The organism is Kocuria sp. LHG3120 (genome assembly GCF_049897445.1).
In the GTDB taxonomy this organism is placed as follows: Bacteria; Actinomycetota; Actinomycetes; order Actinomycetales; family Micrococcaceae; genus Kocuria; species Kocuria rosea.
On record NZ_JAFCWG010000009.1, the window covers coordinates 42,997 to 67,789 of the forward strand.

23 protein-coding genes are annotated in these 24,793 nt (G+C 72.4%); 13 read left to right on the top strand and 10 right to left on the bottom strand.

Annotated features, from left to right (window positions below; all coding sequences use genetic code 11):
* Positions 1–6: 6 nt before the first annotated feature.
* Entirely contained in the window at positions 7–1,449 is a 1,443-nt protein-coding gene (locus ACP7CD_RS16190) for a sodium/glutamate symporter (protein WP_017834010.1), read from the bottom strand.
* Between the two features lie 139 nt (positions 1,450–1,588).
* On the opposite strand from ACP7CD_RS16190, the gene ACP7CD_RS16195 reads away from it, so the two are divergent.
* From ACP7CD_RS16195 to ACP7CD_RS16210, 4 genes are all read left to right on the top strand, one after another.
* On the top strand, positions 1,589–2,623 hold the full coding sequence (locus ACP7CD_RS16195; RefSeq protein ID WP_426120633.1) for a DUF368 domain-containing protein: 1,035 nt from the start codon (positions 1,589–1,591) through the stop codon (positions 2,621–2,623).
* A gap of 78 nt (positions 2,624–2,701) precedes the next feature.
* Positions 2,702–4,183, top strand: coding sequence for a DUF1538 domain-containing protein (locus tag ACP7CD_RS16200; RefSeq protein WP_426120634.1), 1,482 nt, complete (start codon positions 2,702–2,704; stop codon positions 4,181–4,183).
* On the top strand, positions 4,180–4,533 hold the full coding sequence (locus ACP7CD_RS16205) for a P-II family nitrogen regulator (RefSeq protein ID WP_426120635.1): 354 nt from the start codon (positions 4,180–4,182) through the stop codon (positions 4,531–4,533). The genes ACP7CD_RS16200 and ACP7CD_RS16205 overlap by 4 nt, the downstream gene beginning before the upstream one ends.
* Before the next feature lie 57 nt (positions 4,534–4,590).
* Positions 4,591–4,980, top strand: coding sequence for a CBS domain-containing protein (locus ACP7CD_RS16210; RefSeq protein WP_426120636.1), 390 nt, complete (start codon positions 4,591–4,593; stop codon positions 4,978–4,980).
* A gap of 23 nt (positions 4,981–5,003) precedes the next feature.
* On the opposite strand, the gene ACP7CD_RS16215 is transcribed toward ACP7CD_RS16210, so the two are convergent.
* The 6 genes from ACP7CD_RS16215 to ACP7CD_RS16240 form a co-directional block, all read right to left on the bottom strand.
* Complete coding sequence (locus ACP7CD_RS16215) at positions 5,004–6,671, bottom strand: NERD domain-containing protein (protein ID WP_426120637.1); 1,668 nt, start codon at positions 6,669–6,671, stop codon at positions 5,004–5,006.
* A 294-nt stretch (positions 6,672–6,965) separates the two neighbouring features.
* Positions 6,966–7,154 carry a CsbD family protein gene (locus ACP7CD_RS16220; RefSeq protein WP_017834007.1) on the bottom strand — a complete coding sequence of 63 codons (189 nt, stop codon included), beginning with the start codon at positions 7,152–7,154 and terminating at the stop codon, positions 6,966–6,968.
* Positions 7,155–7,269: 115 nt separating this feature from the next.
* The gene (locus ACP7CD_RS16225; RefSeq protein ID WP_336649521.1) at positions 7,270–7,773 is read right to left on the bottom strand and encodes a hypothetical protein; all 504 of its coding nucleotides are present in this window, start codon (positions 7,771–7,773) and stop codon (positions 7,270–7,272) included.
* A gap of 32 nt (positions 7,774–7,805) precedes the next feature.
* Positions 7,806–8,858, bottom strand: coding sequence for an alcohol dehydrogenase catalytic domain-containing protein (locus tag ACP7CD_RS16230; protein WP_336649522.1), 1,053 nt, complete (start codon positions 8,856–8,858; stop codon positions 7,806–7,808).
* Between the two features lie 83 nt (positions 8,859–8,941).
* The gene (locus tag ACP7CD_RS16235; RefSeq protein ID WP_336649523.1) at positions 8,942–9,901 is read right to left on the bottom strand and encodes a hypothetical protein; all 960 of its coding nucleotides are present in this window, start codon (positions 9,899–9,901) and stop codon (positions 8,942–8,944) included.
* A gap of 217 nt (positions 9,902–10,118) precedes the next feature.
* Entirely contained in the window at positions 10,119–10,760 is a 642-nt protein-coding gene (locus tag ACP7CD_RS16240; RefSeq protein ID WP_426120638.1) for a PadR family transcriptional regulator, read from the bottom strand.
* A 174-nt stretch (positions 10,761–10,934) separates the two neighbouring features.
* Here ACP7CD_RS16240 and ACP7CD_RS16245 point away from each other — a divergent pair, with 174 nt between their 5' ends.
* From ACP7CD_RS16245 to ACP7CD_RS16255, 3 genes are read left to right on the top strand one after another with little or no spacing between them, the layout of a single operon-like run.
* Complete coding sequence (locus tag ACP7CD_RS16245) at positions 10,935–12,050, top strand: aromatic ring-hydroxylating oxygenase subunit alpha (protein WP_017834002.1); 1,116 nt, start codon at positions 10,935–10,937, stop codon at positions 12,048–12,050.
* Between the two features lie 9 nt (positions 12,051–12,059).
* A complete protein-coding gene (locus ACP7CD_RS16250) occupies positions 12,060–13,064 on the top strand; it encodes a PDR/VanB family oxidoreductase (RefSeq protein WP_426120640.1) in 1,005 nt (334 codons plus the stop codon).
* A 10-nt stretch (positions 13,065–13,074) separates the two neighbouring features.
* Positions 13,075–14,481, top strand: a complete 1,407-nt coding sequence (locus ACP7CD_RS16255) for an MFS transporter (RefSeq protein ID WP_109269213.1) — start codon at positions 13,075–13,077, stop codon at positions 14,479–14,481.
* Here the strand turns inward: ACP7CD_RS16255 and ACP7CD_RS16260 are convergent.
* Positions 14,450–14,947 carry a DUF427 domain-containing protein gene (locus ACP7CD_RS16260; RefSeq protein ID WP_017833999.1) on the bottom strand — a complete coding sequence of 166 codons (498 nt, stop codon included), beginning with the start codon at positions 14,945–14,947 and terminating at the stop codon, positions 14,450–14,452. The genes ACP7CD_RS16255 and ACP7CD_RS16260 overlap by 32 nt on opposite strands.
* Positions 14,948–15,088: 141 nt before the next feature.
* On the opposite strand from ACP7CD_RS16260, the gene ACP7CD_RS16265 reads away from it, so the two are divergent.
* The 3 genes from ACP7CD_RS16265 to ACP7CD_RS16275 all read left to right on the top strand — a co-directional run bounded on the left by ACP7CD_RS16265 (position 15,089) and on the right by ACP7CD_RS16275 (position 18,001).
* Complete coding sequence (locus ACP7CD_RS16265; RefSeq protein ID WP_115163133.1) at positions 15,089–16,144, top strand: YeeE/YedE family protein; 1,056 nt, start codon at positions 15,089–15,091, stop codon at positions 16,142–16,144.
* Between the two features lie 33 nt (positions 16,145–16,177).
* Positions 16,178–16,405 carry a sulfurtransferase TusA family protein gene (locus ACP7CD_RS16270; RefSeq protein WP_017833997.1) on the top strand — a complete coding sequence of 76 codons (228 nt, stop codon included), beginning with the start codon at positions 16,178–16,180 and terminating at the stop codon, positions 16,403–16,405.
* Positions 16,406–16,567: 162 nt separating this feature from the next.
* The gene (locus ACP7CD_RS16275; protein ID WP_426120641.1) at positions 16,568–18,001 is read left to right on the top strand and encodes an aminobutyraldehyde dehydrogenase; all 1,434 of its coding nucleotides are present in this window, start codon (positions 16,568–16,570) and stop codon (positions 17,999–18,001) included.
* A gap of 17 nt (positions 18,002–18,018) precedes the next feature.
* Here the strand turns inward: ACP7CD_RS16275 and ACP7CD_RS16280 are convergent, their stop codons facing one another.
* On the bottom strand, positions 18,019–18,765 hold the full coding sequence (locus tag ACP7CD_RS16280; RefSeq protein ID WP_232035244.1) for a TetR/AcrR family transcriptional regulator: 747 nt from the start codon (positions 18,763–18,765) through the stop codon (positions 18,019–18,021).
* A gap of 110 nt (positions 18,766–18,875) precedes the next feature.
* Between ACP7CD_RS16280 and ACP7CD_RS16285 the strand changes: the two genes are divergently transcribed.
* Genes ACP7CD_RS16285 through ACP7CD_RS16295 form a run of 3 tightly spaced genes read left to right on the top strand, consistent with a single transcriptional unit; the run spans position 18,876 to position 22,701 of the window.
* Positions 18,876–20,312, top strand: coding sequence for a flavin monoamine oxidase family protein (locus ACP7CD_RS16285; protein WP_172604394.1), 1,437 nt, complete (start codon positions 18,876–18,878; stop codon positions 20,310–20,312).
* Positions 20,309–21,178, top strand: coding sequence for a universal stress protein (locus tag ACP7CD_RS16290; protein ID WP_109244272.1), 870 nt, complete (start codon positions 20,309–20,311; stop codon positions 21,176–21,178). The genes ACP7CD_RS16285 and ACP7CD_RS16290 overlap by 4 nt, the downstream gene beginning before the upstream one ends.
* Before the next feature lie 2 nt (positions 21,179–21,180).
* A complete protein-coding gene (locus ACP7CD_RS16295; protein WP_035925380.1) occupies positions 21,181–22,701 on the top strand; it encodes an APC family permease in 1,521 nt (506 codons plus the stop codon).
* Between the two features lie 10 nt (positions 22,702–22,711).
* Here ACP7CD_RS16295 and ACP7CD_RS16300 read toward each other — a convergent pair whose 3' ends face one another.
* Positions 22,712–24,691 (bottom strand): M13 family metallopeptidase, encoded by a 1,980-nt coding sequence (locus ACP7CD_RS16300; RefSeq protein ID WP_426120642.1) that lies wholly within the window; start codon positions 24,689–24,691, stop codon positions 22,712–22,714.
* Positions 24,692–24,793: the final 102 nt, after the last annotated feature.

Sequence of the window (24,793 nt, forward strand, 5' to 3'; positions counted from 1 at the left end):
GGCCCGTCAGGCCTGCCGGGCATGCACGGCGTCGGCGGAGCCGGCCGCCACGAGCCGCTTGCGGTAGGACATGCCGCCGACCAGCGCCACCACGAACAGCACCGACATGACGACGAGCAGCGGCCACGGGCCGAACTGGTAGATCAGCGGCACCGAGGCGGCGGTGATCAGCCCGCCGCCGAAGAACGGCTCGAAGAACAGCTGCTTGTAGCCGAAGGCCTCCATCGCCGGGCTCTCGTCGTGCGGGTCGGCGATGCGCATCAGGATGAGGCCGGTGGCGGTGACACCCATGGACTGGCCGAAGTCCGCGATGCCGCGCTCGAGCCAGTAGTCGGGGATGACCTTGGGCACGAAGAGGAGCAGGAAGCCGGTGCAGAAGACGACGCCGGCGACGGACAGGACCAGGAAGACCTCCCAGTTCGCGGCGATCGCGGTGAGGGACAGGGTCGCGATCGCGGCGAGGATCAGGAAGTCGAGGGCGAGCCCCTGGATGCGCAGCATCATCTGGTGGTCCAGCAGGTGGCCGATGCCCCGCCAGTCCATGACCAGCTGCACCACCACGCCGCCCAGCATGGCGAGCGGGAACAGGGGCACGAACGCGAGCAGCTCCACGGTGTCCGCCCACAGGGCCTGCTCGACCCACTGCAGGGCCGTGAGGATGAGGTAGCCGATGAGGATCGCGATGCCCACCACGGCCACGTGCAGGGTCAGCGGCTCGATCGAGGCCGGCCGGGAGGTCATCATGGCCGCGGGGATGTTCTCGTCCCGGCGGTAGAGGCCCTTCTGCTCCTCGACGGACTGCTCCACGTTGCCCTTGAGCACCTTGGTGCGCCCGGTGCGCACACCCCAGTTGATGACGGCGATCCCGATGACGATGCCGCCCACCAGGCCGATCGTGGCCATGCCCAGGGCCAGGTCCGCGCCCTCCTCGAAGCCGAGCTCCTCCATCACGGGGCGCATCCCGGCCGCGGTGCCGTGGCCGCCCTCGAAGCCGATCTCGATGAGGGCTCCGGCCATGGGGGAGATCCCGAACAGGGGACCGAGGACCGCGATCACCAGCAGCAGGCCGACGACGTACTGGCCGGAGCCGAAGGCGAGCCCCACCGACAGCTGCGGGCCGGCGAGCCGGGCGACGCGCCGCGGACCGGGGATGGACGCCCCGAGGAAGAGCGTCGCGAAGACCACGCTGATGAGCAGGCTGGGCAGGGTGGCCCAGACCTCGAGGATCTCCGGGGTGAACACGCCCCCGTCCGCGAGCCAGCCGACCCCGGCGGCCTCTCCGACCCGGCCCAGGACCTGGGGGCCGGCGAGCAGGGCGAGGAAGCCCGCGATGATGGAGCTGGGCAGGAAGATCTTCTGGATCCACCGCACCCGGACCCGCAACCACTTCCCCACGAGGAACAGCGCTGCCAGCAGGATCAGGGCGAAACCGACGTGGTTGGGGCTCATGGCGGGCTCCTGGGTCGAAGGCTCGTGCGGTCGGGCCAGTCTACGCACGCGTGTCCGGCGGCACACCCGGGGCCGCCGGGGCGGGCGCCCGCCCCGGTACCCTGGCAGGCGTCCCCTCTTCCCCTGCCCAGGAGCACCTGTGACGCCCTCGTCGCCCCCGGACCGTCCCTCGACACCGCCGGCCACCACGACCACCGCCACGACCACCGCCACGACCACTCCCGGCGGGGAGGTCCGCCGCAGCATCCCGGGCAACGTGGTACGCGGCGCGCTCATCGGCGTGGTCGAGACCGTCCCCGGGGTCAGCGGCGGCACCGTGGCCCTCGTGGTCGGCATCTACGACGAGCTCATCAACTCCGCCGGGCACGTGGTCTCCGCCGGCAGGCGGGCGCTGCTCGGGCCCGACCGCGCCGCCGGGGTGCGGCATCACCTGGCCCGGGTGCACTGGCGGATCGTGGTGCCCGTGGTGATCGGCATGGTCGCGGCCCTGCTCACCGTGGCCGGGCCCATGAGCCACCTCGTCGAGGAGTACCCCGTCACCATGCGGGCGCTGTTCTTCGGCATGGTCCTGGCCTCCATCGGGGTGCCCCTCCGTCTGGCGGGCGGGGCCCTGCGGGCCCGGGACGCGGCCGTCATGGCGCTCGCGGCCGTGCTCGCGTTCGTGCTCGTGTCCGTGCCGCCCACCACGGTGGCCCCCGCGCCGCTGCTCATCGTGCTCGCGGCCATGGTCGCGGTGTCCGCGCTGCTGCTCCCCGGGCTCTCCGGCTCCTTCCTGCTCCTGACGATCGGGCTCTACCAGCCGACGCTGCGGGCCGTCGACGAGCTCGACCTCGGCTACCTGTCCCTGTTCTTCCTCGGGGCGGCCCTGGGCATGGTGGTCATCGTCAAGGGCCTGCAGTGGCTCCTCGACCACCACCACCGCGTCACCATGCTGGCGCTCACCGGGCTCATGCTCGGCGCCCTGCGCACGCTGTGGCCCTGGCAGCTCGAGGACCGCACGCTGCTCTCCCCCGAGGGGGATTTGTGGGTGCAGCTGCTCGCGGCGGCGGCCGGCTGCGTCGTCATCCTCGCCCTGCTGGCCGTCGACGCCCGCACGCGGGCGCGCACCGGCCACGGCTCCCAGGAGGAGCTCGCCGGCGTCGAGTCCGGCGACGACGCCGACAGCACCCGGTAGACGGCCCAGGGCCGGCCGCGACAGACTGGCGGGAGACACCCCGCCCGAGGCTCCCCCGGAGGAGGTCCGGCAGCGCCCATGGAGCACCTCACGCACTTCTCCCGGGAGTTCCTGAAGGCCCTGCGGAGTCTGCTGCCCATCGTGGTGGTGGTCGTGGTGTTCCAGCTGGCCGTGTTCCGGGAGGTCCCGGAGCAGCCCCTGCGGCTCGTCGCCGGGCTGCTGGTCGTGGGCGTCGGCATCGCCCTGTTTCTGCAGGGCCTCGACCTCAGCGTGTTCCCGGTCGGCAAGAACCTGGCCAACCAGTTCGCCCGCCGCGGCGCCCTGGGGCTGCTGCTCCCGTTCGGCTTCGCCATCGGCTTCGCCGCCGTGGTCGCCGAGCCCGCGCTGATCGCCGTGGCCGAGCAGGCCGAGCTCGTCAGCGAGGGGCGGATCAGCGCCCTCGTGCTGCGCCTCGTCATCGCCGTGTCCGTGGGCGCGGTGCTCGTCCTCGGCATCCTGCGCATCCTGCGGGGCTGGGCGGTGCAGAGGCTGCTGCTGCCCGGCTACGTGCTCGTCCTCGTCGCCACGTACGTCGCCCCGCCCGAGATCGTGGGCCTCGCCTACGACTCCGGCGGGGTCACCACGAACATCGTCACCGTGCCCCTCATCGCCGCCATCGGGATCGGTCTCGCCAACTCGATCCGGGGCCGCAGCGCGCTCTCGGACGGCTTCGGCCTCGTGGCCCTGTGCGTCATGGTGCCGATGATCGGGGTGCAGCTGTACGGGATCTGGGTCTACACGTTCGGCGACGCCGCGGCCGTCGGCGCCGCCGCGTCCGGGGGCGCCCCGGTGCACTGGGCCCTGGAGCACGTGCTGGGGCTCGCGGAGATGGTCCGGGACGTGCTGCCCATGGTGCTCGTGGTCCTGTTCTTCCAGTACGTGGTGCTGCGGCGCGGCGTGGCCCACCCGCTGCGCGTGGCCGTGGGATTCGTGATGGTCCTCGTGGGGCTGTACGCGTTCGTCGTCGGGCTCAAGCTGGGGCTCTTCCCCATCGGGACGATCATGGCGGAGCAGCTGATCGAGCGCGGGGCGCCCGCCCTCATCCTGCTCTTCGCGCTGCTCATCGGCTTCGCCACGACCATGGCCGAGCCGGCCCTGGTGGCCATCGGCGAGCAGGCCGAGGCGGCCTCGCCGGGCCGGATCAGCGGTTCCGCCATCCGGCTCGTCGTGGCCGTCGGCGTGGCGGTCGGCATCACCCTGGGCGTGTACCGCATCCTCGTGGGAGCACCGCTGCACTACGTGATCATGGCGGCCTACGCCGTGGTCATCGTCCTGGTCCTGCTGGCGCCGAAGCACATCGTGGCCCTCGCCTTCGACCTCGGGGGCGTCACCACCTCGGAGGTCACCGTGCCCCTCGTGACAGCCCTCGGCATCGGGCTCGCGGGTGCGATCGAGGGCCGGGACGTGCTGATCGACGGGTTCGGCCTGATCGCCTTCGCGTCCATCTTCCCGATCATCTCGGTGCTCGGGTACGCCATGATCCTGGAGAGGGTCCCCCGCCTGCAGAAGGAGCCGACATGAAGTTCACCGCCGTGGTGGTCATCGCCCCCGACGAGCTCGAGGACACCGTCATCGAGCAGGCCCAGCGCGCCGGGGCCACGGGGGTGACCATCCTCCCGGGCAAGGGCATCGGTGGCGAGACCAAGCGGACCTTCTTCGGCCTGATGTTCGAAGGCGCCCAGACCGTGCTCCTGATGGTCGTGGGCACGCACCTGGCCACGCCCATCCTCAAGGTGATGCACGACCTGCTCGTCGACGACGACGGCGGCTCCCGCGGCATCGCCTTCAGCATCCCCATCGACCACCTCACGGGCATCGACATGCAGCAGGTCGCCCGGTTCGAGGAGCACATGCGCCGCGAGGGCGCCTGACCCGACGCCCGTCCGAGCCCCGATCGAGCCCCGTCCGAGATCCCCAGGAGGACCCCCGTGCTGACCGTCAAGGACGTCATGGTGCGCGACGTCATCACCATCTCCCCCTACAGCACCCTGCGGGAGGCGCTGTCGACCATGAGCGCCCGTCAGGTCAAGAGCCTGGTGGTGGAGCCGCAGCACCCGCACGACGGCTACGGGCTGCTCAGCTACAGCGAGCTGCTGCAGGCCATCGTGGCGGAGGAGGGGGACGTGGACCTCCTCAACGTCTACGACGCCGCCGTCAAGCCGGTGGTCACGGTCGGCGAGGACCTGTCCGTGAACCAGGCCGCGGCCCTGATGACCCGCTTCCGGCTCAACCGCCTCGTGGTGGTCCAGGGCAACGAGCTCATCGGGCTGCTGGCGATGAACGACATCCTGGCGCGGCTGATCAGCGACCTCACCTGACCTCCGGCAGGGGCGGCTGCGGGTCAGCCCGCGGGCGGGCGCCATGCCTCGCCCGCGTCGAGCGCGGCCATCAGGTGCGGGCCGGCGGCCTCCTCCACGACCTCGCGGGGGCCGACGACGACGAGCAGCGACCTCGCGCGGGACATGCCCACGTAGACCATGTGCTGGGCCCGGGCCATGTCCTGGAAGCCGTTGACCGCCAGGACCACGGCCGAGCGTTCGAGGCCCTTGAAGCCCAGGACGTGCCCGTAGAAGACGTCCTCCTCCGCGAAGTGCCCGTCCCAGTAGGCCCCGAAGCCCTCCGTGTCCACGATCTCCCGCTGCACCGGGTGGCGCCTGCCGGTGGTCAGCAGAGCGATGCGGCCCGGGTCCCACCCCTCGTCCTGGAGGGCGACCACGGCGTCGTCGGCAAGCTCCAGGACCGCCGCCGGTTCGACGTCGACGAACCGCACCGCCGGGCCCTCCCCGTTCCGGCACCGCTGCGGCTCACGGGCGAGCGGGGCGAAGGCCCGGGCGATGGTGGCGGTGTTGCGCAGGTTGTCGTCCAGCGGGAACGGGTTGAGGTCGATGGGGGCGTGCCCGTCCCGGTCGAAGATGCGCTGGTGCTCGTCGGTGAACACGAACAGCACGCCCCGGTCCGGGTCCTCGAGGCACTGGACCAGCGCCTCCCACCACAGCTCCCCGAAGTCCTGTCCCTCGTCCACGACGATCGCGTCGAACCGGTCCCCGTCCGGACGGGCGGCGGCCAGCTCCCGCAGCCGCTGGGGGAGCCGGTGCTCCCAGTAGTCGGGGTCGTCGTCCTCGCCGGGCTCCGCGCCCCATTCGACGGGCAGCCGGTGGAACAGCCCGATGTACGCCGGGCGCTCCTCCTCCGGCCACGCCCGGGACATCAGCTCGAAGTACCGCGCGAGCCCCCGGGAGTAGCACACGAGCGCTGTGCGATGCCCGTCGCGGGTCAAACGGCGGGCCTTGAGCATGGCCAGGTGGGTCTTGCCGGAACCGGCGCCTCCGGTGATCTGCGCGCGGTGCTGCCACCGCAGCAGGGACAGGGTGCGCTCCTGCTCCCGGGTGAGCTGGTTGCCGGAGTCCTCGAGCTCCCGGGCGAGGTCCTGCACGTTGCACAGGGACAGGTGGGTGCGGCGCAGGTTCTTGACGATCAGCTCCACGGTGGTCGCATCCGGTGGGCGGTAGGCCTGCGTGCTGCGGCGCAGCACCTGGTTCAGCCGTCCGGCGATGCCGTCCAGGTCGGTGCGGTCGAACAACCGGTCCCGCGGGGCGTCGGGGACGTCCCAGTCCCCGGGCAGGCGCGTGTAGGGCAGGGCCGCGAAGAACGTGGTCCGCCCGCCCCCACGGGACAGCCGCGGCGCCAGGTAGTCCAGGAGGGCGTGCATCCCGGACCGGGCCTGCTCCAGCGGCGACCGCTTCAGCCGGTGCGCCCCACCCCGGCCGGACTGGTGCCACTGCCCGTTCCGGACCGAGACCTCCCCGCCCTTCACCTCGATCACCGCGTTGCCCACACCCGGCCACAGCACGAGAAGGTCCAGCTCCGCCTCGACCTCGTCCCCCGTGATGCGCTGCCCCGAGATCAGCACCGCGTCCTCGGGGAGCTGCGCCCGCAGCGCCTCCCAGACGCACTGCTCCGCCTCGAAGCCGGGCGGGAACTCCGGGGACTCCGGGAAGGTCTGTGGCATGGCCCCAGGCTACCCATCATGTGCCATCGCAACCGGGAGGCCGTGCGCCGTCGCGTGACGAGGCGCGATCCGCGACCCCCTCGTGCCGGCGGGTCGGCATCTGCCGGTACGAGCAGTGCAATCCGACGGAACGCGACCCCTCGCGGTGGCAGGCAGCAGGACGCGACCCCTCGCAGTGGAGGGAGGTGGAACGCGACCCCTCACGGCGGCGGGGGAGGCGGAGCACGGCGAAGGGCCCCGGTGTCGACTGCGACACCGGGGCCCTCCGGGTGGTTCGACGGCTGAACCGTGCTGCTACATTCCGTCCTTGAAGTTCTTGCCCGCGTCCTTGACGTTCTCGCCGGCCTGCTTGGCGCTGCCGGACAGCTTGTCCGCCTGGCCCTCGGCCTGGAGGTCGCGGTTGTCGGTGGCGTCGCCGACCTTTTCCTTAGCGGTGCCGCCCGCCTTCTCCGCGGCGTTGCTGATCTTGTCTCCGAGTCCCATGGGCTCTCCCTCCGGTCGGTGAACAGGTGCTACCAGCGTAGACCCCTCAGCATGCTGAGGGAACAGGCGGGGCGCCCCGGAAGGGGTCATTCCCCCCAGGGCGAACAGCGGCCGCTCAGCGCTCCGGGACGTCGAGGCCGGCCGCGGTCAGGCGCTGGCGCAGCCAGGCCGGGATCCTGCGGTCCATCCTCCGGTAGCGCCCGAGGTGCCGGCGCCAGTCCTCCGCGGCGACCGGGTGCGGGGCGTGCGCCGGGAGGGCGGGGTCGTCGTCGTAGTTGAGCACGAGCTCCACGCCGGGACGCTGCCAGCGCCGCCCGGCCACGGTGACGATCAGGGTGGCGGACAGCCACGACCCGTCCACGAGGTCGGCGTAGTCCTCCTGGAGGGTCCGGGCCAGCCGGCGCGGGGTGCTGCGCAGGCCCTCGGCGTCCACGGGCCGGCGGGTCGTGCGGTCGCCACGGACCTCCCGCACCTGCAGGCGCAGGTCCCGGCCCACGCTCAGGACGTCCAGCACGAGCGCGTCCCATCCCGGCTCGGTGCCGTGGGCGCGAACGAGCCACCGGGCCAGCCGGTCGATGGTCTTCCGCTGCCGGGGGCTCTGGAGTCTGTCGGTCCGCACGGCCACACGCTAGCAAGCGCCGGGCCGGCTGCTCAGTCCGCCGTGATGACCACCTTCACCGCCCGGTGCTGCGCGGCGTTGCCGAACAGCTCGTAGGCCTCCTCCATCTGGGACATGGTGAAGCGGTGGGTGGCCATCGCCTTCGCGTCCAGCCGGCCGGACCGGACCATGTTGAGCAGGCTGCCCACGGTCCGGCAGTCCACGAGCCCCATGTTGATGCGGACGTTGGAGATCCACATCCGGTCCAGGGGCAGCTCCACCGGCTTGCCGTGCACGCCCGCGTTGGCCACCGTGCCGTAGGGCCGGACCACGTCCAGGCAGGTCCGGAAGGTCTGGGGCACGCCCACGGCCTCGATCGCCACGTCCACGCCGAGACCGTCCGGGGACAGGGCCCTGATCCGCTCGACGGCGTCCGGGTCCCCGGCGTTGACCTTGTCCGTGGCCCCGAGCTCGAGGGCCTTGTCCATCCGGTTCTCGTCGAGGTCCACGGTGATGACGCGCCCGGCGCCGCAGAGGTTCGCCGTCATGACCGCGCCCAGGCCCACGGGCCCCGCGCCCACGATCGCGACCGTGTCGCCGGGCTTCGTGTTGCCGTTGAGGATGCCGATCTCGAAGCCCGTGGGCAGGGCGTCGGTCAGGAACAGGACGTCCTCGTCGTCGAGGCCCTCCGGGACCTTGTGCACGGAGGTCTCCGCGAACGGCACGCGCACGTACTCGGCCTGCGTGCCGTCGATGAGGTGCCCGAACACCCATCCGACGCCGCCCAGGGTCTGGCAGTGGGAGGGCTGGTTGTTCCTGCAGTAGGAGCACTTCCCGCAGTTGGTGACCGCGGGGATGATGATCCGGTCGCCGGGCTCCAGCCCGGTCACGGCGTTCCCGACCTCGGTGACCGTGCCGACCGCCTCGTGGCCGAGGACCCGGCCGTCGACGACCGCGGGGACGTCGCCCTTGAGGATGTGCAGGTCGGTGCCGCAGATGGTGGTCGTGTCGACCTTCGCGATGACGTCGGCGGGGTCCTGGAGGATCGGGTCCGGGACCTCCTCCCAGGCCTTGCGGCCCGGTCCGTGGTAGACGAGCGCCTTCATGGGGTCCTCCTCGGTCGCCGGTCCGGCGGGCTGCCGGGCCGCCCGTCCTCATCGTAGGCGCGCGGATCCCCGGCCGGCAGGGCTCACTGGTAGGAGACGAACCACGGCTGCGGCTCGATCGCGGACGTCTCCTCCGGCGTGAAGGTGGGTGTGTCCTCGTCGTAGAAGTTCTTCCACGCCATCCGGATCCCCTCCGGCAGGCCCTGCTGCAGCCGCTCCCACGTCCCCTTCTTCAGCTCCGGGGTGCCGTGGCCGTCGGCGTGCAGGAGCAGCGCGAGCTCCGGGCGGGAGGTGTCCACGAGGTGGCGGTCCGTGATCATCGACTCCGCGAACTGGTGCAGGACCACCACCTTCTGCGGCAGGTCGTGGTCCCGGGTCAGGTCGGCGAGCCACGCCGTGGTCGCGTTGATCTCCGTGGCGTCCACCGAGCCGATCTGCACCATGTGCACCTGGTCCGGTCCCAGCCGCCACTCCGGGTCCAGGGCCAGACCCACGTTGGGGAGCTCGAGCAGCTCCTCGTACTGCTGCGCCTGGCTCAGGAAGTCCTGCCGGCCGGGCTGGAGGTCCAGCACCACGTAGACGTCCTGCTCCGCCGCGGCCTCCACGTACGGGCGCAGCTCCTCGACCGGGAGCTCCTCGGAGTAGTCCCCGTCCTCGCCGGGGCCCGCGGAGGCCGTGGTCGCGATGATCTCGAACGCGGGCACCACCGGCACCTCGCTGAAGGGCTCGTACTGGGCGGCGAGCTCCTTCGCCCGGACGGCGGACTCCTCGGGGCCCTGCTCCCCGAGCACGCCCAGCGCCGGCGTCCCGGGGCGGCCGTACAGGGCGACCATCCGCCGGTCGGGGAACACCTCGGTGCCCCCGCCGATCAGCTCCGCGGGCTCCTCGGGCACGGGGGTCGGGGAGGGGGCGGCCGACGACGGCGACGCGTCCGCCGCCGGTGTCGCCGCCGAGCCGCTGCCGGCGCCCTGGGCGCAGCCGGTCAGGAGGAGCGCGGCGCACAGGGCCGGGACGAGGGGGCGGGGCAGCGGCGAGCGGGTCATGGTCTGTCCTGGGGCCGAGGGGCAGGGGGGTCCGCCCAGCCTACGCACCGGCCGGTGCGCCCGGCCGGAACGGGCCCGCAACGGTGCCGGCCGCGGCGCGGGTGCGTCACACGGCGACCCGGGCGGGCCGGGGGCGGGCGGGCCGCGGGTGGGTGGCCCGGGCGGTCCGGGACCCGGAGGCCCGCCGGACCTCAGGCGGTGCCGGGCGCCCCGGACCTCAGGCGGTGCCGGGCTCCCCGGACCCGCCCGCCTCGCCGGGCGCCCCGGTTCCGTTCAGCTCGCCCAGCTCGTCGAGCAGCCGCAGGCCGCGCTCGGCCCAGGCGATCTCCTGGTCGGCGCGGGCCACCTGGCCCTCGTAGGCGAAGACCTTGAACCGGGTGATCCGCTCCCACTGCTCCTCGGGATTGGCCGCCAGCCGGCGCGCCAGCGTGGGGCTCGTGCGGTCCTGGAGCGCCCTGATCTGCTGGAGGGCCTGCGCGCGCTGGTCCCGGTAGTGCTCGATGTGGGCGTGCAGCTGCGCGGCCGCGGCGCCGGGGGAGGCCCACTCGAAGTAGGCGGCCCGCAGGTGGGCGGGATCCCGCTCCCGGACGTAGCCGAGCGGCTGGTCCTGCCACTGCCGCAGGGCGCGCTCGCCCTCGGGCGTGATCGAGTACTCCGTCTTGGTGGCCCCGCGCGATCCCCAGGGGACGGGCCGGCTCGTGAGCAGCCCCTCCGCGTGCATCTTGCGCAGCTCCGGGTAGATCTGCGAGTCGGGGGCGTGCCACACGTGGCCCACGGAGGAGCTGAACTGCTTGACCACGTCGTAGCCGGTCAGCGGCCCCGAGGAGAGCAGTGCCAACAGGGCCGAGCGGAGGCTCACGGGCGGTTCCTTCCGTCGCAGCAGGGGTCGTCCTGCTGAGCCTAGCCGGGAGCCGGCCCCGTGACCCTTGTCACTCACTATGGACATAGATATTGTGTGTCCTGCGCCACGACTATCTATCGAGATAGTGAGTGGATCGTGCTCGCCCCGGACCGCCCAGCAGAGGACCGCACCATGACCGTCGCCGCCACGAGGACCACCTCCACCGCCAAGCTCCTGTCCCACCCGCTCGACGCCTGGTACGTGGCCGGGTGGGACCACGAGATCACCGCCAAGGGCATCCTCTCCCGCACCGTGGCGGGACGCCCGCTGGCCCTGTACCGCACCGAGGACGGCCGTCCCGTGGCCCTGGCGGACGCCTGCTGGCACCGGCTCGCCCCGCTCTCCCAGGGCCGGCTCGTGGGCCGCGACGAGATCCAGTGCCCGTACCACGGGCTGCGCTACAACGCCGCGGGGCGGTGCACCTCGATGCCCGCCCAGGAGACGCTGAACCCCTCCGCCACCGTGCCGTCCTACCCGGTGCTCGAGCGCCACCGCTACGTGTGGGTGTGGCTGGGCGACCCCACGCGGGCGGACCCCGCCCTGCTGCCCGACATGCACCAGATGGACAGCCCCGAGTGGGCCGGCGACGGCGAGACCATCCACGCCCCCTGCAACTACCAGCTGGTCCTCGACAACCTCATGGACCTCACGCACGAGGAGTTCGTGCACTCCTCCAGCATCGGCCAGGAGGAGCTGTCCGAGTCGGAGTTCGAGACCACCCACGACGAGCGCTCCGTGACCGTGACCCGCTGGATGCGCAACATCGACCCCCCGCCCTTCTGGCTCAAGAACATGCGGGACCGGTTCCCGGGCTTCGAGGGCAAGGTGGACCGCTGGCAGATCATCCACTACACCTTTCCCTCCACCATCTGCATCGACGTCGGCGTCGCCGAGGCCGGCACCGGGGCGCCCGAGGGGGACCGCTCCCGCGGGGTCAACGGCTACGTGATGAACACGATCACCCCGGAGACGGACCGCTCCTGCCACTACTTCTGGGCCTTCATGCGCAACTACCGCCTGGAGAGCCAGCTCATCACCACCCAGCTGCGCAACGGCGTGCACGGGGTGTTCGGGGAGGACGAGGCCATGCTGCAGGCCCAGCAGGCGGCCATCGACGCCAACCCCGAGCACGAGTTCTACAACCTCAACATCGACATGGGCGGGATGTGGGTGCGCCGGCTCCTCGAGCGCGCGCTCGAGGCCGAGGGCCGCCCCGCCGCCGCCCCGGCCGCTCCCGCCGGGGCCTGAGGAGGGGTCGTGGCCGATTCCCAGCACGAGGTCTGGCAGCGCGCCGCCGTCGTCGCCGTCGAGGACGTCGCCGCCGGCATCCGGCGCGTCGTCCTGCGTCCCGACCGGCCCTGCCCGGTGCGGCCGGGCGAGCACGTGGACGTCCGCGTCCTCGTCCACGGCGAGCAGCAGGTGCGCTCCTACTCCGTGGTCGACGCCGACGCTGACGGCGCGCAGCTCGCCGTCAGCGTCTTCCGCACCCCCACCTCCCGCGGCGGCTCGATCTTCATGCACGGTCTCGAGCCCGGGCAGGTCCTCGAGATCACCCAGCCGCTGCAGAACTTCCCGCTGCGCGTGGGGGCCCCGTCCTACGTCCTGCTGGCCGGCGGCATCGGCATCACCGCGATCGCCGGGATGGCGGCGCTGCTGCGCCGGCTCGGCGCGGACTACCGCCTCGTCTACGTTGCCCGCTCCCGGCCCGCCATGGCCTACCTCGACGACCTGGCCGCCCTGCACGGGGACCGGCTCGAGGCGCACGTCGACGACGAGGGCGGCTCGCTCGACGTCCCGGCCCTCGTGGCCGGCGTGCCTGCGGGCGCCGAGCTCTACATGTGCGGCCCCATCCGGCTCATGGACGCGGTGCGCCGCGCCTGGGCCGAGCGCGGGCTGGACCCGACCGGCCTGCGCTACGAGACCTTCGGCAACAGCGGCTGGTTCGAGGCCGAGCCGTTCGTGGTCCGCGTCCCCCGGCTGGGCGCCGAGACCGTCGTCGGCCCCGACGAGTCCCTGCTCGAGGCCCTCGAGCGGGAGGGACTCGACATGATGTCCGACTGCCGCAAGGGCGAGTGCGGGCTCTGCCAGGTCAAGGTCCTCGGCCTGGCCGGGCGGATCGACCACCGCGACGTGTTCTACTCGGACCGGCAGAAGCAGACCGGCACGTCCATGTGCTGCTGCGTCTCGCGGGTGGTCTCCGCCGCACCGGCGGCCGATCCCGGCGAGCGCCCGGCCGCCGTCCTCACCATCGACGTCCCCTGAGAGGCTCCCCATGGACATCCGACACCAGATCGACGCATCCAGGATGTCGTCGTACCAGTGGCTCATCATCGCGGTGACCACGTTCCTCAACGCCCTCGACGGCTACGACGTGCTCGCCATGGCGTTCACGGCCACCTCCGTGACCGAGGAGTTCGGGCTCTCCGGCTCCCAGCTGGGCTGGCTGCTCAGCGCCGGGCTCATCGGCATGGCCGTGGGCTCCCTCGTCCTCGGGCCCTTCGCGGACCGGTACGGCCGGCGGAGGATCCTCGTGCTGGCGCTCGCCGTCAACGCCCTCGGCCTGTTCCTGTCCACCACGGCCGGGTCCGTGCTCGAGCTCGGGCTGTGGCGCGTCGTCACCGGCCTGGGCGTGGGCGGCATCCTCGCCTCCGCCACGGTGATCACCAGTGAGTACGCCAGCGCCCGCCACCGCGGCATGGCCGTGAGCATCTTCACCGCGGGCTACGGCGTGGGCGCCACCCTCGGCGGCATGGGCGCGACCCAGCTGATCCCCGCCTTCGGCTGGCGCTCCGTGTTCCTCACCGGCGGCCTGCTCACCCTCGTGGCGATCGCGCTCGTGCTGGCAGTGCTGCCCGAGTCCGTGGACTACCTCCGCACCCGGCGGCCCGCGGGCGCCGTGCAGAAGCTCGACCGCATCGCCCGTCGCCTGCGCCTCGAGGGGGAGGTCGAGCTCGGCCCCGTCCCGGCGGGCGCCGGCGAGCGGCGGAGCAGCGTGGGCCTGCTGCTCAGCGGCCGCTACCGCACCGCGACCCTCCTGCTGTGGGCGGCCTTCTTCGTCATCATGTTCGGCTTCTACTTCGCCAACTCCTGGACGCCCCGGCTCCTCGTGGAGACCGGGATGACCGAGCAGCAGGGCATCGTCGGCGGGCTCATGCTCACGATGGGCGGCACTTTCGGGTCCCTGCTCTACGGCGCGCTGACCACCAGGTGGGACGAACGGCTGACCCTGATGGCCTTCACGGTGCTCTCCGCGGTGACCCTCGTGCTGTTCATCACCACCACGTCCGTGCCCCTGCTGGCGTTCTCCTCCGGCGTGGTGGTCGGCATGCTCATCAACGGCTGCATCGCCGGGCTCTACACCGTGGCGCCCATGACCTACGAGCCCGGCATCCGGACCACCGGCGTGGGCTGGGGCATCGGGGTCGGCCGGGCCGGGGCGATCCTCGCCCCCATCGCGGTCGGCGCGCTGCTGGACACCGGCTGGACCCCCACGCAGCTCTACGTCGGCGTGGCGGTCGTCGTCGCCCTCGCGGCCCTGGCCCTTGTCCGGCTGCGCCCCTACGAGGAGACCGCCGAGGAGACCGCCGAGGAGGCCGCCGACGCGTCCGCCGCGGGCGCGGCCGGACCGACCGGTGAGCGACCGGGGCTCACCAGCCCCGGGTCCCCGGAGCGCCCTTGAACGGACCGACCACCCGCGAGGTGATCCAGCCCCCGTAGAAACCGCCCTCCTGCGGGAGCACCTGCTCCCCGGCGACGAGGCACCGGTCCATCATCCCGGGCATCAGCGCCACGTGCCCGCGCAGGGACTCGAAGCCCGGCGCGGGGGAGGGGTAGGTCCAGGCCGCCCGCGGCGCGGTGCGGGCCCCGCCCCGGACGTCGAAGTACGCCGCCGCGCCCTTCCACTCGCACCACGAGCTCCCCTCGCACGGGACCAGGGCGCCCTCGGCGAAGGCCTCGCGGGGCAGGTAGTAGGTGGGCGGGTGGCTGGTCTCGAGCACCCGCAGCGCGGCCGTGGTGGAGGCGATGCGCGCACCGCCCAGCCACACCTCCACGTGCTCCCGGGTGGGCTCGGTCCGGGGCGGTCTCGGGTAGTCCCACACGGACTCCTGGCCGGGGCCGGGGGTCTCGGGCCGGGGTCGTCTCATCTGCGCTCCGTCCGGACGCCCGCCCGTCCGCGCCGGCCGGCGCGGTCTTCGGGCGTCACGCAGTGGTGAGTGCTGCATCACTATGCTACGGCGCATGACGACACCCTGGAGTGCTTGCCCCGGAAATCATAAGGTTCTGGGATGCTCATCTCAGGCCTTCTCATCGGCGCCGCCCTCGGGTTCGTCCTCCAGCGCGGCCGCTTCTGCGTCACCGGCGCGTTCCGCGACGTCTGGATCGCGAAGAACACGTGGTGGCTGTCCGCCTTCTTCGTGGCCATCGCCGTCCAGGCGGTCGGCATCTGGGTGCTGAACGCCCTCGGCGTCATCACCCTCGAGGCCTCGGCCTTCCCGTGGCTGGCCACGATCGTGGGCGGCTTCGTCTTCGGCTTCGGCATCGTCCTCGCCGGCGGCTGCGCCACCGGCACCTACTACCGCGCCTCCGAGGGTCTCGTCGGCTCCTGGTTCGCGCTCATCTTCTATGCGCTGTTCGCGACCATCTCCAAGTACGGCCCGCTGGCCGGGACCACCGAGGCCATGCGCGGCGTGACGGTCGGCACCCAGGGCTCGATCCACGAGACCCTCGGCGTCTCCCCGTGGGTGCTCGTGCTGGTCCTCGTCGCCGTCACCGGCCTGTGGGCCCGCCACCACCTCACCAAGCCGCGGATGAAGATGGCCACGCTCCCGCCGGAGCGGACCGGTCTGAACCACCTGCTGTTCGAGAAGGCCTGGAACCCGTTCGCCACCGCCGTGGTCATCGGCGTCATCGCGATCATCGCCTGGCCCGCCAGCTGGGCCACCGGCCGCGAGTCGGGTCTCGGCATCACCACCCCGTCCGCGAACATCGCGAGCTACCTGACCACGGGCGACGTCGAGCTCGTCGACTGGGGCGTGTTCCTGGTCCTGGGCATCCTGATCGGCTCGTTCATCGCGGCCAAGGGCTCGGGCGAGTTCAAGCTCCGCGTCCCCGACGCGCAGACCATCGTCCGCTCCATCGGCGGCGGCGCCCTCATGGGCGTCGGCGCGGCGTGGGCCGGGGGCTGCACCATCGGCAACGCCCTGGTCGCCACCGCCGCGTTCGAGTGGCAGGGCTGGGTCAGCTTCGCCGTCATGATCCTCGGCACCGGCGCGGCCGCCAAGCTCTTCATCGCCCCCCGCAAGACGTCCGCCGCCCCGGGCCGCGTCCCGGCCGGCGTCTGACCCACCGACCCCCAGTCCCAGGAGGCACCATCCATGGCACAGCACATCCTCGAGACCGACGGTCTCGTCTGCCCGTTCCCCGTGGTCGAGGCGAAGGCCGCGATGGCCGAGATGCCCGCCGGCGACGAGCTCGTCATCAACTTCGACTGCACCCAGGGCACCGAGGCCATCCCGCGCTGGGCGGCCGAGAACGGCTACCCCGTCACGCAGTTCAGCAAGCGCGGTGCGGCCGAGTGGTCGATCACCGTGCAGAAGGCCTGATCCCCGGGAGTTCCACGCAGCGGCGGACCCCCGCGACCGAGCATCCTCGGGCGCGGGGGTCCGTCGTCGTCGGTGGGCCCGGTCACACCGGACCCTACTAAAATGAACACCGATCATTTAGAGTGGCAGGCACCGCGTTCTCGCCCGCAGAGAGGAACCACCATGAGCGACGTCCTGCAGAACTACGTCGACGGCGCCTTCGTCGACGCCCACGGCACCGGCCGGATCGACGTGGTCGACCCCACCACCGGCACCACGGTCACCGTCTCCCCGGTCTCCGACGCCACGGACGTGGACCGGGCCTTCGCCGCCGCCCGCGCGGCGTTCCGGAGCTGGAAGCGCACCACGCCGAGCGAGCGGCAGCTCCTGCTGCTCCGGCTCGCGGACGCGCTCGAGGCGCACAGCGACGAGCTCGTCGAGGCCCAGCACCGCAACACCGGCCAGCCGCGGCAGATGATCGCCGACGAGGAGGTCGCCGCCGGCGCCGACAACCTGCGCTTCTTCGCCGGCGCCGCCCGGACCCTCGAGGGCAAGGCCGCGGCGGAGTACCTGGGCGGGCACACCTCCTACGTGCGGCGCGAGCCGGTCGGCGTCGTGGCGCAGGTGACGCCGTGGAACTACCCGCTGCTGATGGCGATCTGGAAGCTCGGCCCCGCGCTGGCCGCCGGCAACACGGTGGTCCTCAAGCCCTCGGACACCACCCCCGGGTCCACCCTCGTCCTGGCCCGGCTCATCGACGGGATCTTCCCGGCCGGCGTGGTCAACGTGCTGCTCGGGGACGGCTCCACGGGCGCGCTCATGACCGGGCACCGGACCCCGGCCATGGTCTCGATCACCGGGTCCGTCCGTGCCGGCCGTGCCGTGGCCCTCGCCGCAGCGCAGAACCTGACGCGCGGGCACCTGGAGCTCGGCGGCAAGGCGCCGGCGGTCGTCTTCGCGGACGCCGACCTGCCCGCCGCGGCCAAGGCGCTCGTGGAGTTCGGCACCTTCAACGCCGGCCAGGACTGCACCGCGGTGACGCGCGTCCTGGTCCAGGACAGCGCCCACGACGAGTTCGTGCGCCTGCTCGCCGCGGCCGCCCGGGACATCGTGACGGGCGACCCGGACGAGTCCAAGAACTTCTACGGCCCGCTCAACAACGCCCGCCACTTCGAGGACGTGTGCCGCAAGCTCGCCGAGCTGCCCGAGCACGCGAGCGTGGTCACCGGCGGAAAGCCGGTGCCGGGCTCCCCCGGCTACTTCTTCGAGCCCACCGTGGTGTCCGGGGTGCGCCAGGACGACGCCCTCGTCCAGGAGGAGACCTTCGGCCCCGTCCTCACCGTGCAGCCCTTCGCCACGGAGGATGAGGCGCTCGAGCTGGCCAACGACGTCGACTACGCCCTCGCCTCGAGCGTGTGGACCACCGACCACGGCACGGCCATGCGGGTCTCCCGCGAGCTCGAGTTCGGGTGCGTCTGGGTCAACACCCACGTCATGCTGGTCTCCGAGATGCCGCACGGCGGGTTCAAGGACTCCGGCTACGGCAAGGACCTCTCGCTCTACTCGGTCGAGGAGTACACCCAGGTCAAGCACGTGATGCACGCCCTGGACGCCTGAGCCGGCGCGGCCGGGGCTCAGTCCTGGCCGGCGGATCCGTCCTGACCGGCGGATCCGTCCTGCCGGCCGGCCCGGTCCCGGGCGGCCGCCAGGCGCAGCCGGAAGCCCTCCAGCATGGCGGTGAGGGCCGCGTCGAAGGCCGCGTCCGCCGCGGCGGTGGCGTCCGCCGGCCGTGCCTGCACGGCGGCGGCGAACACCGGGGCGAGGTCCGCGCGCTCCCCGGGGTCGAAGATGTCGGCGGGCGCCGTCGCGTCGTACGCGGCGCCGAAGACGAGCGACTCGATCGAGACGATCACGTCCACGATGCTGGCGCGCTCCCAGCCCGCGTCCGCGAGCCCGGAGGCCACGGTCTCGTACATCTGCAGGGTGTGCGGGGAGTCGGCGACCGGCTGGACGGCCATGATCGGGATCATGGCCGTGTGCTGGGCGTAGCAGTCCCGGTAGGACCGCGCCCAGCTCTCGAGGGCCCGGTCCCACGGGACGGTGCCGAAGGCGGAGCAGTCGATGCCCTGGTTGATCGCGTCCTGGACCCGGATCAGCACCTCGCGCTTCGACGGCGTGTGGTTGTACAGGGCCGAGGTGGAGACCTTCAGCTCCCGCGCGAGCTCGGTCATCGTCAGGTGCCGGTAGCCCCGGGTGGCCACGATCTTGATCGCGGCCTTCGTGATCCGCTCCTCGGAGAGCACCGGATGGCGCGGGCGACCGCGACGCCGAGGGGCGGGGCCGGCGGGAGCCATGAGCAGATCCTCCTGCGGTCGGGGCATGTGGCGCTTCCTCCTGAGTCTAGGTGCAACGACTTGGTGACGGCTCTTGACGAGCACGGGCCGGAACCCATTTAATGAACCTAATTCATTTTAGTGTGAAGGAGAGCACAGTGACCGATCAACGCACCCTGGGCAGCGAGACCGCGATCGAGCGCGACGTCGTCGTCGTGGGGGCCGGCCCCGCCGGGCTCATGGCCGCCCGCACGCTCGTGGCCGCCGGGCGGACCGTGGCGGTCCTCGAGGCCCGTGACCGCGTGGGTGGGCGCACCTGGTCGAAGACCGTGGACGGCGCGTTCCTGGAGATCGGCGGGCAGTGGATCTCCCCCGACCAGACCGAGCTGCTGGCGCTGGTCGACGAGCTCGGCCTGGAGACCTACCAGCGCTACCGCGAGGGCGAGTCCGTCTACCTGGCGCCGGACGGGACCCGCCACACCTACACCGGCTCGATGTTCCCGGCGGGGGAGTCCACGATCGCCGAGATGGAGAAGCTCATCGCGCTCCTGGACGGGCTCGTGGCCGAGATCGGCGCCACCGAGCCGTGGGCGCACCCGGCGGCCCGGGAGCTGGACACCATCTCCTTCCACCACTGGCTGCGGCAGCACTCCGACGACGAGGCCGCCTGCAGCAACATCGGGATCTTCGTGGCCGGCGGGATGCTCACCAAGCCCGCGCACGCGTTCTCCGTGCTGCAGGCCGTGCTCATGGCCGCCTCCGCCGGGTCCTTCTCGAACCTCGTGGACGAGGACTTCATCCTCGACCGGCGCGTGGTCGGCGGCATGCAGTCCGTCTCGGAGACCATGGCGGCAGAGCTGGGCGAGGACGTCGTCTTCCTTGACACCCCGGTGCGCACGATCCGCTGGGCCGGCGCGGACGGGACCTACGCCGAGCACGTCCCGGGCACCCCGGTGACCGTGTGGTCCGACCGGCTCACAGTGCGGGCGAAGGACGTGGTCGTGGCCGTCCCGCCCAACCTCTACTCCCGGATCTCCTTCGAGCCGCCCCTGCCGCGGCTGCAGCACCAGATGCACCAGCACCAGTCGCTGGGCCTCGTGATCAAGGTGCACGCCGTCTACGAGACGCCCTTCTGGCGGGACAAGGGCCTCTCCGGCACCGGCTTCGGCGCCCACGAGCTCTCCCAGGAGGTCTACGACAACACCAACCACGGGGACCCGCGCGGCACCCTGGTCGGCTTCGTCTCGGACGAGCGGGCCGACGAGCTCTTCGGCCTGCCCGCCGAGGAGCGCCGCCGACTGATCCTCGAGTCCCTCTCCCACTACCTGGGGGAGGAGGCCCTGCACCCGGTGGTCTACTACGAGTCCGACTTCGGCTCCGAGGAGTGGACCCGCGGCGCCTACGCCGCCAGCTACGACCTCGGCGGCCTGCACCGCTACGGCGCCCACCAGCGCACCCCGGTGGGCCCGATCCGCTGGGCCTGCTCCGACCTCGCGGCCGAGGGCTACCAGCACGTCGACGGCGCCCTGCGGCAGGGCCGGCTCGCCGCGGCCGAGGTCCTCGGCGCCGGCTCGCTGACGGGCGCGGAGCGATGACCACCGCCGGGGTGCCGCGCTACGTGGTCGGCTACAGCGGCGACCGGCGCAGCCGGGACGCCGTGCGGCTGGGCGTCGCGCTCGCGCGCGACGTGGGCGCCGAGCTCGAGATCGTCCTCGTGCTGCGCGCGGACGACCCGTACCAGCAGGTCTACCCGCCGGTGGGGGACATCTCGCCCGTGCTCCGCCGGCAGGCCCACCAGTGGCTGCGCGAGGCCGCCGCCCTGGTGCCCGAGGGGATCACGGCCCGCACCCACGTGCGGGAGGCGCGGTCCGTGCCCACCGGCCTGGTCGAGGCCGCCACCGAGCTGGGGGCCGCGATGATCGTGGTCGGCGCCGGGACGGGCGGCGGCCGCTTCACCCTGGGCTCGGTGGTGAACGCGCTGCTGCACAGCTCGCCGGTCCCCGTGGCGCTCGCCCCGCGCCGGTATCCCGGGGACGAGCCGCTGACCCGGGTCTACGCCGCCGTGGGCACCCGCCCCGGGGCGCACCAGGTCATCCGGGAGGCCGCCGAGGCGGTCGAGCGCTCCGGCCTGGAGCTGGAGCTCCTCTCGTTCCTCGAGGGCGAGGCCGCGGACCCGGGCGCCACCGAGCAGGCCCGCCGGCGCGTCGAGGAGCACCTGGAGGCCGCAGCGGCCGAGGCCCGCCGGACCGGGCCCGTGACCGTGCGGGTCGCCTCCGGGCGGACCCTCAAGAAGGCCGCGCAGGACGTCGACTGGGCTCCCGGCGGCCTCCTGCTCATCGGCTCGTCCCGCCTCGCCCAGGGGCGGCAGACCTTCCTGGGCACCACCGCAGCACGGCTGCTCAAGCACGTCCCGGTCCCGATGGTCGTGGTCCCACGACCGGCCCGCACGGAGGAGAACTGATCATGAGCGCTTCCGACATCGAGGCGCCGGCACGCTCCGGCACCGACAAGGGCCTGAGCAAGGGCGCCGTGGGGCTGCTCGGCTCCGTGGTCATCGGCGTCTCCTGCATCGCCCCGGCCTACACCCTCTCCGCCGCCCTGGGCCCCACCGCCGCGGAGGTCGGCACCTCCCTGCCGGCGATCTTCCTGGTGGGCTTCATCCCCATGCTGCTCGTGGCCTTCGGCTACCAGCAGCTCAACCGGGCCATGCCGGACTCGGGCACCACCTTCACCTGGGGCTCCAAGGCCTTCGGGCCGTGGCTGGGCTGGATGGGCGGCTGGGGGCTGCTGGCCGCCACCATCCTGGTGCTCTCCAACCTCGCCGGCGTGGCCGTGGACTTCCTCTACCTCGCCCTCGCCCAGATCACCGGCAACGACGCCATCGCCGAGCTCACGCGCAACGTGCCCGTCAACGTGGCCACGTGCCTCGTGTTCGTGGCCCTGGCCGCCTGGATCTCGTACCGCGGGATGGAGACCACCAAGGCGTTCCAGTACGTGCTCGTGGCGTTCCAGGCGGTCGTGCTCCTGTGGTTCTCGATCGCGGCCTTCGGCCACGTGGCCGCCGGCACCGCCTACGAGGGGCTCACCGTGCGCGCCGAGTGGTTCAACCCGTTCGGCGTCGAGTCCTTCTCCGCGTTCGCGGCGGGCGTGTCCCTGTCCGTGTTCATCTACTGGGGCTGGGACGTGGTGCTCACCATCAACGAGGAGACCAAGGGCTCGGCGACCACCCCGGGCAGGGCCGCCCTGACCACCATCTTCGTGATCGTGGCCCTCTACATGACCATCGCCCTCGCGGTGCTCACGTTCTCCGGGGTCTCCGACCAGGGGCTGGGCATGGGCAACGAGGAGATCCAGGAGAACATCTTCGCGGCCCTTGCGGGGCCCGTGATGGGCCCCTTCGCGATCCTGATGTCCCTCGCGGTGCTGTCCTCCTCGGCGGCCTCCCTGCAGTCCACGTTCGTCTCCCCGGCCCGCACGATGCTGGCCATGGGCTACTACGGCGCGCTGCCGGGGAAGTTCGCCCGGGTCACCCCGCGGTTCCAGACCCCGGGCTACGCGACGGTCGCGGCGGCCGTGATCTCCGCGGGCTTCTACGCCGTGATGCGCGTGGTCTCCGAGAACGTCCTCTGGGACACCATCACCACCCTCGGCATGATGGTCTGCTTCTACTACGGGGTCACCGCCCTGGCCTGCGTCTGGTACTTCCGCCGCGAGGCGTTCCGGGGGCCGAAGAACGCGTTCACCAAGTTCCTCGCACCGCTGCTCGGGGGGATCCTGCTGCTCGTGTTCTTCGGGCAGACGGCCTACGACTCGATGGACCCGGACTACGGCTCCGGGTCGCAGATCGGCGGCGTGGGCCTCGTGTTCCTCCTGGGGGTGGGCATCCTGCTGCTAGGCGTCGCGATGATGCTCGTCCAGTACCGGCGCAACCCGGCCTTCTTCCGGGAGCGCTTCGAGACCACCGAGCTGCCGGTCCTGGACTAGCCGTACCGACTCACCAGATGTTGACGCGCTCCTCCGGGGGCAGCCACAGGCCGTCGCCGGGGTGGGTGCCGAAGGTGTCGTGGAACGCGAACATGTTCTGCACCACCCGGTTGCAGCGGAACTCGTCCGGGGCGTGCGGGTCGGTGGCCAGCCGGTTGACCAGCTCCTGCTCCCGGGCGGTCGAGCGCCACAGCGCCGCGTAGGCGTAGAAGAAGCGCTCCGCGCCGGTCAGGCCGTCGAGCACCGGCGCGCTGTCCTGGTCCAGGCCCCGCTCGGCCAGGGACATCCGGTAGGCCACCAGGGCGATCTCCAGCCCGCCCAGGTCCCCGATGTTCTCGCCCACAGTGAAGGCCCCGCTGACGCGGTGCCGGGCCGGGTCCAGCCCGCGCGGCGTGCAGCCGTCGTACTGGGCGACGAGCGCGGCGGTGCGCCGGGCGAACTCCGCCCGGTCCTCGTCCGTCCACCAGTTCTCCAGGTGGCCCCGGGCGTCGTACTTGGCGCCCTGGTCGTCGAAGCCGTGGCCGATCTCGTGGCCGATCACGGAGCCGATCGCGCCGTAGCACACGGCGTCGTCGGCCTCGATGTCGAAGAACGGCGGCTGCAGGATCCCGGCGGGGAAGACCACCTCGTTGAGCACGGGGTGGAAGTAGGCGTTGACCCAGTGGGGGTAGAGGAACCACTCGCCGCGGTCCACGGGGGTGCCCATCTTCCCGACGGTGCGGTCGTGCTCCAGCGCCAGCCCCGCCCGGACGTTGCCGAGCAGGTCCTCGGGGTCCGGCTCCAGGGAGGAGTAGTCCCGCCAGGTCTCCGGGTAGCCGACCTTGACGGTGAACGTGGACAGCTTCTCCAGGGCGCGGGCCCGGGTGGCCCCCGACATCCACTCGAGCCGCGAGATCCGCTCCCGGTACGCGGCCAGCAGGTGCGCCACGAGCTGCTCCACCCGGGCCTTGTGCGCCGGCGGGAACCAGCGGGCCACGTACTCGCGCGCCACGTCGTCGCCGAGGATCCGGGTGACCAGGAACTCGGCCCGCTTCCAGCGCTCGCGGGGGCGGGTGATCCCGGACAGGGCGGTGCTGTAGAAGCGGAAGTTCTCCTCGACGAACGGCCGGGGCAGGAACGGGGCGCGCTTGGACACGATCCGCCACGACTGCCAGATCCGGATCTGCTCCTCGGACCACTCCTGCCACAGCCCGCCCAGCTGCGCCACGAAGGAGGGCTGGCGCACGATGACCCGGTCGAAGATCCCCGCGCCGCGCTCCGGGGCGGTGCCCTCGAGCCACGCCGTCCACGGGAAGCCGGGCGCCATGGCCTCCAGGCCGGCCACGTCCACGGGGTTGTACATCTCCTCGACGTCCCGTGCGGAGACGGTGTCCCAGTGGGCGGCGGCGAGCTGCGTCTCCATGGCGAGCACGGTCGCCGCGGCGTCCCGGGCGGGCACGCCCCAGCGGGCCGGCAGGCCCGCGAGCTCGAGCATCGCCGCGACGTGGGCGGTGAACGCCGTGCGCAGCCGCTCGTGCTGCGGGTCCGTGTAGTAGCTGTCCGTGGGCAGGGACAGCCCGTCCTGACGCAGGAAGAAGGAGTAGCGGGAGGAGTCCCGGGAGTCGTTCTCCACGAAGAAGGACAGCGGCCCGTCCACGCCGGTGCGGTGCAGGGCGGCCGAGGCGCGGGCGAGTCCCTCCCGGCCCCGGGCGGCGTCGAGCACCGCGAGGTCCGGGTCCAGGGCGGCCAGGCCGCGGCGCTCGATCTGCGCCTCGTCGAGGAAGGACCGGTACAGCGCCCCCATCCGCGACCCGGCGGGCGCCTCCTGCACGATCTCGTGCACCCGCTGCGTGTTCCGGTCGGTGAGGATCGCGGAGGCGCCGTCGAACGCACGGTCGTCCGGCAGCTCGTGCGCCTCGATCCAGCCGCCGTTGACGTGGCGGTACAGGTCGTCCTGCGGTCGGACGCCGGGATGGACGTGCTGCAGCTCGAGGCCGGAGTCGGTGGTCACGGGAGCTTCCCCTGTCGTCGTGGCGGGGCGGAGGGCGCGGGGGCGTCCGCCCGGCTCCAGCCTGCGGACGACGGCGCCGCGGCCCGCTTCGCGCGGGCCACG

What these genes read in the sequence shown, in the direction of transcription:
- ACP7CD_RS16190 (WP_017834010.1), bottom strand. Translation starts at nt 1,449, where the DNA reads ATGAGCCCCAACCACGTCGGTTTCGCCCTGATCCTGCTGGCAGCGCTG.
- ACP7CD_RS16200 (WP_426120634.1), top strand. Translation starts at nt 2,702, where the DNA reads ATGGAGCACCTCACGCACTTCTCCCGGGAGTTCCTGAAGGCCCTGCGG.
- ACP7CD_RS16205 (WP_426120635.1), top strand. Translation starts at nt 4,180, where the DNA reads ATGAAGTTCACCGCCGTGGTGGTCATCGCCCCCGACGAGCTCGAGGAC.
- ACP7CD_RS16215 (WP_426120637.1), bottom strand. Translation starts at nt 6,671, where the DNA reads ATGCCACAGACCTTCCCGGAGTCCCCGGAGTTCCCGCCCGGCTTCGAG.
- ACP7CD_RS16220 (WP_017834007.1), bottom strand. Translation starts at nt 7,154, where the DNA reads ATGGGACTCGGAGACAAGATCAGCAACGCCGCGGAGAAGGCGGGCGGC.
- ACP7CD_RS16230 (WP_336649522.1), bottom strand. Translation starts at nt 8,858, where the DNA reads ATGAAGGCGCTCGTCTACCACGGACCGGGCCGCAAGGCCTGGGAGGAG.
- ACP7CD_RS16235 (WP_336649523.1), bottom strand. Translation starts at nt 9,901, where the DNA reads ATGACCCGCTCGCCGCTGCCCCGCCCCCTCGTCCCGGCCCTGTGCGCC.
- ACP7CD_RS16245 (WP_017834002.1), top strand. Translation starts at nt 10,935, where the DNA reads ATGACCGTCGCCGCCACGAGGACCACCTCCACCGCCAAGCTCCTGTCC.
- ACP7CD_RS16255 (WP_109269213.1), top strand. Translation starts at nt 13,075, where the DNA reads ATGGACATCCGACACCAGATCGACGCATCCAGGATGTCGTCGTACCAG.
- ACP7CD_RS16260 (WP_017833999.1), bottom strand. Translation starts at nt 14,947, where the DNA reads ATGAGACGACCCCGGCCCGAGACCCCCGGCCCCGGCCAGGAGTCCGTG.
- ACP7CD_RS16265 (WP_115163133.1), top strand. Translation starts at nt 15,089, where the DNA reads ATGCTCATCTCAGGCCTTCTCATCGGCGCCGCCCTCGGGTTCGTCCTC.
- ACP7CD_RS16270 (WP_017833997.1), top strand. Translation starts at nt 16,178, where the DNA reads ATGGCACAGCACATCCTCGAGACCGACGGTCTCGTCTGCCCGTTCCCC.
- ACP7CD_RS16275 (WP_426120641.1), top strand. Translation starts at nt 16,568, where the DNA reads ATGAGCGACGTCCTGCAGAACTACGTCGACGGCGCCTTCGTCGACGCC.
- ACP7CD_RS16280 (WP_232035244.1), bottom strand. Translation starts at nt 18,765, where the DNA reads ATGCCCCGACCGCAGGAGGATCTGCTCATGGCTCCCGCCGGCCCCGCC.
- ACP7CD_RS16290 (WP_109244272.1), top strand. Translation starts at nt 20,309, where the DNA reads ATGACCACCGCCGGGGTGCCGCGCTACGTGGTCGGCTACAGCGGCGAC.
- ACP7CD_RS16295 (WP_035925380.1), top strand. Translation starts at nt 21,181, where the DNA reads ATGAGCGCTTCCGACATCGAGGCGCCGGCACGCTCCGGCACCGACAAG.